General features: G+C 56.5%; 10 protein-coding genes and 1 pseudogene. 6 read left to right on the top strand and 5 right to left on the bottom strand.

Annotated elements, in window-relative coordinates; translation table 11 throughout:
- Nucleotides 1-237: 237 nt before the first annotated feature.
- Genes FEZ62_RS19400 through FEZ62_RS19390 form a run of 3 tightly spaced genes read right to left on the bottom strand, consistent with a single transcriptional unit; the run spans nt 238 to nt 1,923 of the window.
- Nucleotides 238-528 carry a hypothetical protein gene (locus FEZ62_RS19400; RefSeq protein WP_172929495.1) on the bottom strand — a complete coding sequence of 97 codons (291 nt, stop codon included), beginning with the start codon at nt 526-528 and terminating at the stop codon, nt 238-240.
- Nucleotides 529-533: 5 nt separating this feature from the next.
- Nucleotides 534-1,694 (bottom strand): DUF3596 domain-containing protein, encoded by a 1,161-nt coding sequence (locus FEZ62_RS19395; RefSeq protein WP_172929494.1) that lies wholly within the window; start codon nt 1,692-1,694, stop codon nt 534-536.
- A complete protein-coding gene (locus FEZ62_RS19390; RefSeq protein WP_172929493.1) occupies nt 1,687-1,923 on the bottom strand; it encodes a hypothetical protein in 237 nt (78 codons plus the stop codon). The genes FEZ62_RS19395 and FEZ62_RS19390 overlap by 8 nt, the downstream gene beginning before the upstream one ends.
- Before the next feature lie 158 nt (nt 1,924-2,081).
- Here FEZ62_RS19390 and FEZ62_RS19385 point away from each other — a divergent pair, with 158 nt between their 5' ends.
- Nucleotides 2,082-2,309: a helix-turn-helix transcriptional regulator gene (locus FEZ62_RS19385; RefSeq protein WP_201970353.1), complete on the top strand. Its 228-nt coding sequence runs from the start codon at nt 2,082-2,084 to the stop codon at nt 2,307-2,309.
- Between the two features lie 530 nt (nt 2,310-2,839).
- Here FEZ62_RS19385 and FEZ62_RS19380 read toward each other — a convergent pair.
- Complete coding sequence (locus tag FEZ62_RS19380; RefSeq protein ID WP_172929491.1) at nt 2,840-3,085, bottom strand: AbrB/MazE/SpoVT family DNA-binding domain-containing protein; 246 nt, start codon at nt 3,083-3,085, stop codon at nt 2,840-2,842.
- A 642-nt stretch (nt 3,086-3,727) separates the two neighbouring features.
- Between FEZ62_RS19380 and FEZ62_RS19375 the strand changes: the two genes are divergently transcribed.
- The 5 genes from FEZ62_RS19375 to FEZ62_RS19355 all read left to right on the top strand — a co-directional run bounded on the left by FEZ62_RS19375 (nt 3,728) and on the right by FEZ62_RS19355 (nt 11,732).
- The gene (locus FEZ62_RS19375) at nt 3,728-5,227 is read left to right on the top strand and encodes a DUF3375 domain-containing protein (protein WP_172929490.1); all 1,500 of its coding nucleotides are present in this window, start codon (nt 3,728-3,730) and stop codon (nt 5,225-5,227) included.
- Nucleotides 5,228-5,229: 2 nt separating this feature from the next.
- Entirely contained in the window at nt 5,230-5,979 is a 750-nt protein-coding gene (locus FEZ62_RS19370; protein WP_172929489.1) for a DUF4194 domain-containing protein, read from the top strand.
- Nucleotides 5,976-9,281 (top strand): ATP-binding protein, encoded by a 3,306-nt coding sequence (locus FEZ62_RS19365; protein WP_172929488.1) that lies wholly within the window; start codon nt 5,976-5,978, stop codon nt 9,279-9,281. The genes FEZ62_RS19370 and FEZ62_RS19365 overlap by 4 nt, the downstream gene beginning before the upstream one ends.
- A complete protein-coding gene (locus FEZ62_RS19360; protein WP_242455004.1) occupies nt 9,232-10,422 on the top strand; it encodes a Wadjet anti-phage system protein JetD domain-containing protein in 1,191 nt (396 codons plus the stop codon). The genes FEZ62_RS19365 and FEZ62_RS19360 overlap by 50 nt, the downstream gene beginning before the upstream one ends.
- A 222-nt stretch (nt 10,423-10,644) precedes the next feature.
- Nucleotides 10,645-11,732, top strand: a protein-coding gene (locus tag FEZ62_RS19355) for an IS3 family transposase (RefSeq protein ID WP_172929487.1) whose coding sequence is annotated in 2 segments (ribosomal slippage) — nt 10,645-10,897 and nt 10,897-11,732 — 1,089 coding nt in all. Because the reading frame shifts where the segments join, the coding sequence is not laid out codon by codon here.
- A 38-nt stretch (nt 11,733-11,770) separates the two neighbouring features.
- On the opposite strand, the pseudogene FEZ62_RS19350 reads toward FEZ62_RS19355, so the two are convergent.
- A pseudogene (locus FEZ62_RS19350) lies at nt 11,771-11,998 on the bottom strand (transposase); the annotation flags it as partial.

Raw genomic sequence — 11,998 nt, 5'->3', positions numbered from 1 at the left:
GGCTTTCGGGAAGTAAGGTGCTTTGACCTCGGTGTTCACCCTGGATAAACCGTTTCATGGGCGTCCCTTGCGATGAGATTCTCGGAAATCATAGCAAGGGTTTACCGGGACGTTTTTACACACTCTGGGCCAGAAGCAGCCATTCGAAAGCGAGTTGAAGACAGATCGTTCATCCGTAGCTGTAACTATGTGTAACTTGGTTATTAGCTGAGGCGCCTTGCGGCCCCTCTGATTAGTTTAGGTCTGAACGAGTTGCTCAATTTTGTTGAGCAGATACTCCAGAGGATTTTGGCCTTCAGCCCGCTTAGCGAAGATTTCATCTCGGTGATAGCTCACCCATGTATCCATCGCCTGTTTATTGTCTTTCTCGTACCCCGAGCCCAACCGAAAAACAAGCTCATTGCCCTGAGGGTGCTCTAAGTAGTGACTTAGAGCCGAAGCTAGGTGTTTTAGATAACGCTGCTCTCGTAGTTCCAATGATGGGTCTAAGTTAGTTACGTTGCTGTGTTTGATCAGCGTTAGCGTCATAGTTCTCACTCCTGCAGGTTGGCTTTAATCAGGTTGTCAAAAGCGCTGCCGTCGCGGCGCGTAAGATTGGGCACATAGCGGGAATACACACGGAACAACATTTCAGTTGTCGTGTGTCCCATTTGCCGAGCAATCCACTCCGGGTTCTCGCCTGCAGCAAGCCATAGCGTTGCAGCGGTATGTCGGCTCTGATAAGGGCGGCGTTTGCGCAAACCGAGATTGCGCAGCAGCGGGTACCAGACCCGGTTGCTGATATTTCGGTACTCATGGGGCGTGCCTTCGCGGGTGCAGAACACGAACTGCTCATTGCCTGTGCGTTTCTGCTGCTCTTTAAGCGCCTCATAAACGGGACCGGACATATCGATCTCACGCTGAGAGCCGTCGTTTTTGGTGTAGTCGAGTTTGCCGCCCACCCAGGTTTCTCGGATAAGAATCTGGCGTCGTTCGAAATCGACATACTTCCACTGCAGGCCGTCAATCTCGGCGGTGCGCATCCCGCTGAAGAAGCGCACCGTAAAGTACGGGCGAAAGTCTTCCCTGACCGCGTTCACGATCTGCAACACCTCTTGCAGGGTGAAAGGCTCAACATCCGTTTTGGGCACCTTCAGGGATTTGATGCCGAGGAAGGGTGACGTAAACTCGAAACGGTCAGCCGCCTCATTAAGGATCATGCGCAATGGCGTCATTATGTGGTTGATTCGCGTCGCTGACAGACTTTGACCTTTCTGCCCGCGGACTTTGCCGAGTGCCGAGCGGAAAGCCAGGATGTCTGCCTTAGTGATGGCGCTGACCTCTTGCTTGCCAAAATTGGGCAGCAGGTGTTTTTCAAGTGTCAGTCGTACGGTTTTGGTATGGCTCTGACGCCACTCCATCTGTTTCTCGTCGAACCAGAGTTCGGCAAAGTCCCGAAAGATCGGTACTTTCAAATCCCCACGCCCTGCCTTAAGCCTACTGATTACCTGAGCTTGGCCCCCTGACGGGAAATATTCCTTGTAATCAAAGGTACCGAGGGTGATCTCAGCCTCGATGCGTTCGAGGAGCTTCTGTAATTTTTTACGGTTGGCCGGCGTGTCGGCGAGCGTTGTTTGCTCTCGACACCGCTTGCCCAGGTAGCGGAAATCAAAGAACAGATTTCCCGTTTCTTTTCGCGCGACGATCTTACCCATGGCAAACACCGCCATTGGCCATCGGGATGCCGAAGCCATTGCTGCGCGAGAACTTCACCATGTCGCGCTCGACAGCCTCCCAGATGAAAAGAATTTTCCGCCCGCCAAAAGGGCGGAAGTAGTGGATGCCTTCTAGTAGCACGGAATCCTTCAGGTTGTTACGGATAGTCCGTGCGTCGTATTTGATGCGTTGGGACAGCTCATCCGTTGTCAGATAGATTTCACTCATTTCTCTCTCCATACTCAAATGAATCAAATATGAGCTTATTGGCTCGTATTTGATAATAACGAGTCATTTGAGACTTTCAAGCTATTTTTGACTCAAATTTGAGTCGAATGCAAAATGGGTGACCTACCTGAGCAAGGCCACCCACCATGATTCGCGTGATGTTCAAACAACAGCTGGACGAGAAGTCTTTCAGAGAAAAGCGCCGAATCACTTTGCAAGACGTGAGTGATGCCACAGGCATTTCGAGAGCCACGTTGTCGCGCATAGCCAACACGCCCGGCTACAACACTTCGACAGATCACATTGATCTGCTCTGTGAGTATCTGGGTTGCGAGTTGGGCGATTTACTGAAGCGAGTAACTGAGGTACCTGGAGAGGCTGAGTGACGCCTTGCGCGTCACCATTCCTAAAAGCCATTAGTATCTACCAGCGCCCTGCAGATAAGGGCAGTGGTCAAAATGGTGTCGCTTCATTCCGAGTGCCAATTTGGATGGGCACAGAATGGACACATTTTGGACACATGAAAAACAAAAGGGCCTAGGTTTTCACCTAAGCCCTTGTTTTGTATGGCGCACCAGGCGGGATTCGAACCCACGACCCCTCCTTCGGAGGGCAGTACGGTACAGGAATTTTAGTTGCCATAGAAAGATCAAAAATGCCGCTAAGCGCCGCACTGCAAGGGTTTCGTCTTGTACTGTGTATTGTAGTTTAGGACAAATAGCGGCATCTGAGGACAGTTATTCATGGCACAAAAAACGAAATCCGGGATATCGATTTTTGACCACTAGCCAGACCCTAATGCGTCCTACCGTCGTTTTATTGAGCCTGAGTTCTGCTCACGAACTGAAGCGAGGCATCGTAGCCCTACCAGAGTCGCAAGCAACGAGATTTGCGGGCAGGAGGCAGGGCAGTCAGCTCAGTCGTCCTTAGCGTTTACCTCGGCAGAGACCTTGCCAAACGACTCCCAGTGGCCAACCAGCTCATCTACACGATCGGGGATGCGCGGCGATTTACTGAGCACCAGGCAACGGGTAGTGCCTACGTACTCTTCGAGCAGATAGAGCGTGCCCCCAACGTCGACGCCCATTTCCTGCAGAACGTCATCGGGTAGGCGAATAGCGCCATCGCCATCCCAGTCCTCAATCACTACATGATTCCGCATCGTACCCCCAGGAGGCGGTTGAATGGGTGTCCGCAGGGGGAGGTAACGGTGATCCGTTACCAACGAGATCCCGCGGCACAGGCCGACAGAATAGCAAAAAGCTCCTGGGCTCAAAGCGTTGTAACGACGACGCCCCTCATCTCTAGCCGCAGCTTCTGATATTTGAAGTCGCCCCAGGCCTGCCAGCTACCACCGCCGTTGTTGAGCTGAAAATTCCGCAATACCACCGGGGAAATTCACTATCCCCATGCCGCACTCAGCTAATCCACCAGCAGCTCACTGATAGGTCATCGAGACCTCGCCCTGTAGCCACCGTGGCTGCACTTGATTACCGCAGAATGTAGGTGGCAGTCCTGCAAAAACCACTGAGCCGCCACAGGCTCTCACTGGGACACCTTCGCCGAACTAGCCAAATACACCCTCTTGACGACATAAACCTGCACCAAATCGCCAATATCCAGCATGCGCCCCCGGAATAAATCGTTAAACCTCGGCTGGCCTGGCCTTTCACTCACTCAATTCAAATGACACCGCCCCTGCGGACCATTAAACTGAGCCCACCCGCCAGGACAAATACGTATCATGAGGCAGCGGGTTAGCCTGGTAAGCTCGCTCTCAGACAACTTTGTCAATGTGGCCGTCATGGAAGAAAGCGCGCAACAGCGTTCAGAACGCTATGTATCCGCCCGAAGCCAGCACCCCGCGTGGCTTTTGCTCGCCTCGCGCCGTGCTCCGCTCGTATTGGGCTGCCTGCGCACGCTGTTCGAGCGGGCGCATGATGGGATCCCCATGGAGGATGCGCTGCAAGCGCTGTCCGAAATGCTGGCTGCTTATGCCAGCCAGGAGCTTTACGAGATCGACCCTGATGCAACGCATCTCCAAGCAGGTCGTGAACTTCGTGAATGGATCAAGCGGCGTCTGGTCGTAGAACGAGAGGGTCGTATCTACGCAACCGACGCGTTGGAGTCCGCCATCCAGTTCGTCGATTCGCTGGATAGTCGGATCATGACCTCCACGGCATCTCGCCTTTCGGTGGTCCAGCGCGAGATCGAGAACCTGGAAACGGGTCTGAACCCCAGCCCAACTGGCCGTATTGCCAGCCTGCGCCGCCGAATCCAGGATTTGGAGCACGAGCTAGCGCAGGTAGAAGCTGGCCACGTCATCGTGCTGGATGAAGCGCAGGCGATAGAGGGTATACGCGAGGTATATAACCTGGCCACCAGCCTACGCGCAGACTTCCGACGAGTTGAAGACTCTTGGCGTGAGGCGGATCGCGCCCTTAGACACTCCATCATCAGCGAACAGTCTCACCGTGGAGAAATCGTCGATCGGTTGTTGGACGGGCAAGATGCTCTACTCAACACGCCGGAAGGGCGTGTCTTCGAAAGCTTCCAGCAGCAACTGAGGCAGTCCGCTGAGCTGGAAACCATGCGTGAGCGCTTGCGCACCATCCTTCGTCATCCAGCGGTTCCAAAGGCGCTGAATCGTCCCCAGCAACGTGAGCTGCGTTGGCTGGCGTTACGCCTGGTTCGGGAGTCGCAGGCTGTGCTCCAAGCGCGTGCCCGAAGCGAGCGCGATGTTCGTGGCTTCATGAAGACGGGGCTGGCCGCCGAACATCATCGCGTCGGACAGTTACTCAACGACTTCTTCAATCTAGCGCTCAGCGTCGACTGGCAACGCCAGTCAGAACGCCGTAATCCTGCATATTTACCACCAGTTGGCGTAGCCATTACTGGTGTCCCGGCAATCGAGCGTCTCCGCTTCAAGACTCTGGATGACGATGATACGGGTGAGCTGGATCTGAGTTTGAAGCCTGCTGGGTTGGACCAAATTGATGATGACTTCTGGGATGCTTTCGACGGGCTGGATCGTGAGGCGCTGATTCATGACACCCTGGCTGTGCTGGTGAAGCAGGGTCGCCCTGTGAGTCTCGTGGAGCTTGCGTCTTTGCTTCCACCTGTTCACGACCTGGAAACCTTTGCGCTCTGGCTGGCGATGGCGCGCGAGGCAGGTATCGAGGTGCTGACAGAGGAGCGCCAGATCGTGGATCTGGTTGACGAGGATGAGCAACGCTGGCGCTTCAATCTGCCTTATGTCGGACTCGACCACGAGGCACTCAAGGATATCGATTGGGAGTTGTGAGCATGGCAGGGATCTTCGATCGAATTGCAGGCGCCTCTGGCGCCGACGATACGGAGCTGACGGTGGAGCACATGGAGTTGGATGACGGCATCGATGATGAACAGCCTCTCATGAGCGCCGTTGTACAGGTCGATGAGCGCCGGACGCCGCAACGGGTACGCGAGGCCGTACAGGAGATGCTCAAGTACGGGCTGCTGGAAGAGAGTCACAAGCCCAACCTGTATCGATCAGCGCTTTCCAATATCGAGGCGGTCGACAGAGTCCTGGAGCCGCTCGACCTGGCCATGGGGGTCGACGAGGTTCGGGGGTTAGTGTTCGTTACCGTTCGCCAGGGCGAGGTGGCCGAGCAGGATGACTGGTCGCACCCCCTCGTACGTCGGCAAAGGCTGAATCTGGAGCAGTCTCTGCTGACAGCCATCCTGCGACAGCATTTCATCGCGTATGAACAGGAAAGCGGTACGGGCGCCAGTCAGGCACTGGTAGCGGTTGATGAGCTGACTCCCCAACTGCAGGTTTACCTGGGCGAACTGGGCAGTGAGGCGAAGGAACGCAATCGTATCATCACGCTGCTGGATCAGCTCAAGGGGCATGGCCTGGTGTCGGCTCTGGACGCCCATGATCGCGTCATCATCCGCCCCATCATTACCCACTTGGCCAACCCGGAGAACCTCCAGGCGCTGGTGGCATGGCTGCGAGAGCAGGTTGAGGGTCCAGCTACGCCGGCTCCTGATGGCGAGGAGGATATGGCATGAAGCAGGCAATCCTCTGGCGTGACAACGAGACCTTTATTCTCAACAGCATCGAGCTCTATAACTGGGGTGGTTTTCAGGGCTATCACCGTGCCGAGATCGATCCTTCCGGCACCGCCGTCATCGGCCCGACGGGAAGCGGTAAAACGACGCTGGTGGACGCTCTGATGACCTTGCTGTGCGCCAGTCCGCGCTACAACCTGGCCTCCACGGGCGGGCATGAAAGCGACCGCGATCTGGTGTCCTATGTGCGGGGAGTTACCGGCCCTGGGGACGGGGGGGTGGAGCAATCTCATATCGCTCGTCAGGGTAAGACGGTAACCGCAATTGCAGCCACGCTCGAGCGTGACGGTACGCAGGTTCGATTGGGCGCTGTGCTCTGGTTCGAGGGCACAAGCTCCTCGGCGTCCGATCTGAAAAAACTTTGGCTTTTAAGCGAGTCCCCCGAGCAGACCCTGGAGCATTGGCTCAGCCAGCATCACGCAGGCGGCATGCGGGCGCTGCGTCAGATGGAGAAGGATGGGACGGGTATCTGGCCTTATCCCAGCAAGAAAGCCTTCTTGGCCAGGCTCAGGGATTACTTCGAGGTCGGTGAAAACGCCTTCACCTTGCTCAACCGCGCTGCCGGCCTGAAGCAGCTCAATAGTATTGATGAGATTTTTCGCGAGCTGGTGCTGGATGACCGCTCCGCCTTCGCGCGAGCTGCCGAGGTCGCCAGCAGTTTCGATGATCTAACTGACATCCACCGAGAGCTGGAAACCGCTCGGAAGCAGCAGCGCTCGTTGCAACCGGTTGCCGATGGCTGGGAGCGTTACCAGGTCTTGCAAGAACAGTTGCAGGATAAACAAGCTCTCGAAGGCATCCTCCCAGTCTGGTTCGCCGAGCAGGGGTATCGCCTGTGGTTAGCTGAAACCAAAAGGCTTGAGACGGAGTACAAACAGGCCGAACTGGATCAGGAACAATGCAAGGGTCAGCTTGAGATCCAGAAGGGTGTGGTCGATCAGCAGCGTCAGCGCTATTTGGGAGTAGGTGGCGCTGCAATCGATCATCTGCATGAGCGTATCGCTGATTGGGTCAGGGTATGTGATAGGCGTAGCCTGCAAGCCGAGCAATACCGCCGCTTGGCCAAAGGGCTTGGACTAGCGGATGAGTTGTCGGCCGCTGCTCTCGAGGAGAATCAGCAGCAGATCGCGGCACGCCTGGAAATACTGACCCAGCAAATTACAGACACGCGCCAAAAGGCGTTCAACGCAGGTCTCGTCCAGCAGGAGCTGAATGGCCGCCTGCAGACCTTACAGCAGGAGCGTGCTGAGGTTGAGAAACGGCCAGGCTCTAACCTGCCCGGGCAGTTTCATGCTTTTCGCAGCGATCTAGCGCAGGAGCTTGGCGTCGATGAATCGGCCCTGCCTTTCGTTGCCGAACTGGTGCAGGTCAAGCCTGAGGAGCTGGCTTGGCGGGGTGCCATCGAGCGGGCAGTCGGTAGCCACAGGCTCCGTATCCTGGTGCCGCAGGGCTCATCCCAGGCCGCACTGCGTTGGGTGAACCAAAGGCACAACCGCTTGCATGTGCGCTTGTTGGAGGTAAAGGATCCGTCGTCGCGCCCTGTGTTCTTCGACGATGGGTTTACCCGCAAGCTGACCTTCAAGGAGCATCCGTATCGAGAAGCTGTGAAGGCACTACTGGCGGACAATGACCGCCACTGCGTCGAAAGCACGGAGCAATTGCGCCATACCCCGCACGCCATGACGGCCCAGGGGCTGATGTCGGGTAAAGAACGCTTCTTCGACAAACAGGACCAGAAGCGCCTGGATGAAGACTGGCTGACCGGCTTCGATAACCGCGACCGTCTGGCCTTCCTGGCTGAGCAGATTCGCGAGGTCAAGGAACAGCTCGCGCCTGCCAAGCTTGCCTTGGATGCTGCCCAGGACGATGTCCGTCAGTTGGAAACTCAAACTTCGCTGCTAAAACGCGTCGAAGAACTGCAGTTTGAGGATATTGATCTGCCGGGGGCCGAGCGTCAGCTGGAGTCGCTGCGTACTCAACTGGCCACCCTGACGCGCCCCGATTCCGACCTTGCCATGATCAAGGCCGAGCTGGATGAAGCCGAGGCCCTGCAGGAGTCTCTGGATCAACAGCTGCAGCAACTGATCAAGCAGTGTGTGCAGTTTAAAACCCAGTTTGAGCAGGCCGCATCCGCTACCCGTAGGGCCTATCACGGTGCCGAGAAGGGGCTGAGCGATACGCAGCGTGAACTGGCGCAAACGCATTTCCCGACCCTGACGGCAGATGACCTCGACGATATTGTCGAGCTGGAGCGCAAGCATACGCGTGAGCTGCAAGGGCAGCTCAAAGCGCTCGGTGAGAAACTGGGTGACCAGAAATCAGAGCTTGCCAAACGTATGTCTGACGCCCTCAAGGTCGACACTGGGGCGCTTGCAGAGGTCGGGCGAGAGCTGAGGGATGTACCCAGTTATCTGGAGCGGCTACGTGTGCTGACCGAGGAAGCCCTGCCCGAGAAACTCAAGCGCTTCCTGGAATATCTCAATCGCTCCTCGGATGACGGCGTCACCCAGTTGCTCAGCTATATCGACCATGAAGTCTCGATGATCGAGGAGCGCCTGGATGATCTGAACAGTACGATGCAGCGTGTCGACTTTCAGCCCGGACGCTATCTGCGCTTGGTTGCGAAAAAAGTCATCCATGAAAGCCTGCGCACCTTGCAACAGGCTCAGCGCCAACTGAACTCGGCGCGTTTCATCGATGATGAAGGCGAGAGCCATTACAAGGCATTGCAGGAGCTCGTCGGGCTGCTTAAAGACGCCTGCGAACACAGCAGGAATCAGGGAGCCAAGGCACTTCTGGATCCGCGCTTCCGCCTGGAGTTCGCGGTTTCAGTGATCGAACGAGAAAGCAAGAATGTCATCGAGACCCGAACAGGTTCTCAGGGCGGTAGTGGTGGCGAGAAGGAGATCATCGCCTCCTATGTGCTGACCGCTTCCCTGAGCTATGCGCTCTGTCCCGACGGCAGCAGCCGGCCGTTGTTCGGCACCATCGTGCTCGACGAGGCGTTCTCGCGCAGCTCCCATGCGGTTGCCGGTCGGATCATCGCGGCGCTGAGGGAGTTCGGCCTGCACGCTGTCTTCATCACCCCCAACAAGGAAATGCGCCTGTTGCGCCACCATACGCGTTCGGCAGTCGTCGTTCATCGGCGCGGCGTGGAATCCAGCCTGGTTTCCCTGAGCTGGGAAGCGTTGGATGAACATCATCAACAGCGCATCAAGGCCATGCATGAAGTCACCCACTGAAATCGGCCGCAGCTTGGCCAGGCAATGGCAGCGCTCCAGCGTGCGCTTGGAGCGCTTGCTCAATCCCGCTAGCTGGCCGCAAAACCTCAATATCGGCAAGCCTTCGGCACGGCTGTTTACTGACAACATCCAGGCGGTGCTCCGGCATGTGGAGACCTGGCGGAGCGTGAAAGTGGGTAAGGTCGACTGGGAACCTGTCAGCTACCGAGCAGGGCTGGCCCCGATTTCCCTGCCGATGCGCTGGCATTTGCACAGCCCCTCCGAATGGATTGCCGCAGCCAATGATCCAGCGGTCAGCCAGGAATACGCTCAACTCGAGTATCTGGTCGAGCAGGTAGATAGCGCCTTTCATGCGCTGCTGGTGGCACAGCGGAGCTTGTGGCTGACGAAGCCCTCTGAAGAAGTCGTCGCCACGGCGCAACTTGCCACCCGCTTGTCGCCAGGCTGTGCACAAGGCCGACCACTGCGCCTGCTTGCCGAGCACGGCGTGGATACCAAGTTTTTCGAGCGCAACGCTAGCTTGCTGACCAAGCTCTTGGATGAGCGCTTCGAAGGCGCGGCGTCAGAGCAAGGCCTGACGACTTTTCTGGATGCCTTTGAAGAAAGCAGTCATTGGGTTCTGGTCGTCCCCCTTCAGCCTGAGCTGTTGCCCTTCAAGCGGCTTAGGCTCACCACTGCGGAACTGGCCGAAACCCTACTTCCCGGTTCACGATTGCTCGTGGTGGAAAATGAGCAATGCATTCATTTGCTGCCTGAAACCCTACCGGACACCTTGGCTGTACTGGGCTCAGGGCTCGATCTGCAGTGGTTGGCGTCTGCGCACTTGGTCGGGAAACAGATCGCCTACTGGGGCGACATGGATACATGGGGCCTGCTGATGCTTGGGCGAGCGAGACGCCATCAACCAGCAGTCGAAGCACTATTGATGGAGCAGGGGCTGTTTGAACAGCACTCACCGGTGAGCGCAGTCGTCGAGCCGACCAAAGCGCTGGAGTCGGCTCCACCTGGTTTATTGGCTGACGAAGCGGATTTCTATCGGTATCTGCTGGTGCAAGAACGAGGACGTCTTGAGCAGGAATACCTGCCAAAGGTACAAGTTGAACGCGCCATCGAGCAGTGGGCTCGAAAGATCACTATATAACCCGTATCGCTGGTCAGGTGCGACTCGAAATTGGCACCCCGTAGGCACTGTCACACTCAATCCGGACAGGGGGCAGACGACACTGAAAATGGCAGCTTAAAAACATGGCTGACGCGACAACTACCTTGCAAAACGCCGATACGTGTGCATCCGGTAATCCCCCCTGAAATCAGTGCTCGTCAGAAGTAGAATTTTCTCCTAATCGGATCAAGGAAATTTTGCGTGAAGACATCGCGTTTTTCGGACAGCCAGATCATCGCCATCCTCAAGCAGGCCGAAGTCGGCAGCCCGGTTCCAGAATTGTGCCGCGAGCATGGCATCAGCTCGGCGACCTTCTACAAGTGGCGCACCAAGTTCGGCGGCATGGACGCTTCATTGATGGCTCGGCTGCGTGAGCTGGAGGAGGAGAACCGCCGCCTCAAGAAGATGTATGCCGAGGAGCGACTCAAGGCCGAGATCATTCAGGAGGCCATGGCAAAAAAGTGGTGAAGCCATCTCAGCGGCGCGAGATGGCGCAGCAGGCGGTTAGCTCAGGCAGAATCAGTATCAAGCTGGCCTGCTTGTCGTTTGGCATCAGCACGACCTGCTATCGCTATACGCCACGGCTGTCGGCAGAAAATGTCGAGATCGCCGATCATCTGATCCGGCTCACGCATAACCAGCGCAACTGGGGTTTTGGCCTGTGTTTCCTGTACCTGCGCAATGTGAAAGGCTATCGCTGGAATCACAAGCGGGTGTACCGGATCTATCGGGAGCTGGAGCTGAACCTGCGGATCAAGCCACGCAAACGTATCGTGCGGGAGAAGCCCGAACCGCTGGCGGTGCCGGAAGCGATCAATCACTGCTGGTCGATGGATTTCATGCACGACCAACTGGCTGACGGGCGCAGTTTTCGGTTATTCAACCTGATCGACGATTTCAATCGCGAAGCCCTGGCCATGGATATCGACCTGTCATTGCCGGCAGAGCGTGTCGTACGCGCCCTGGATCAGGTAATCGAGTGGCGCGGCAAGCCGCTGGCTATTCGCAGCGACAATGGGCCGGAGTACATCAGCAGCAAGCTCGTGTTGTGGGCTGAAAAGCACGGCATCCGCTTGGAGCATATCCAGCCCGGCAATCCGCAGCAGAACGCCTATGTCGAGCGCTACAACCGCACAGTACGTTACGACTGGTTGGGGCACTATCTGTTCGAGTCCATCGCCGAGGTGCAGGAGCATGGCACTCGTTGGATCTGGACATACAATCACGAACGGCCAAATATGGCTCTGGGAGGCATCACCCCCAAACAGAAGTTGGCCCTCGTGGCCTGACCTCTACTTCTGGCGAGAGCTAAAAATGGGGGGATTACCGTTTTATCCCACACCGGCACATGCGGTTCGATGTCTTTTTCTTCCACCATCCAAGCCAGCATCGACGCGGTTCCATAAGCCGTATCGCCGATGAGGCGTTCTGGCTTGATGCCGAAGTGCTCTTCGACACGGTCAATCATGGTCTTGGTGCTTTCAACCTCAGCCGTTCGATGAGCTGGAGTTGGCTCGACATCCATGATTACGCCATGCTCGGTATCAATCAGATA

This window comes from Pseudomonas sp. MS19, from assembly GCF_013277615.1.
Lineage (GTDB): Bacteria > Pseudomonadota > Gammaproteobacteria > Pseudomonadales > Pseudomonadaceae > Aquipseudomonas > Aquipseudomonas marincola.
The sequence above is the reverse complement of the archived record's forward strand: the minus strand, read 5'-3'. Positions and strand labels throughout refer to the sequence as shown.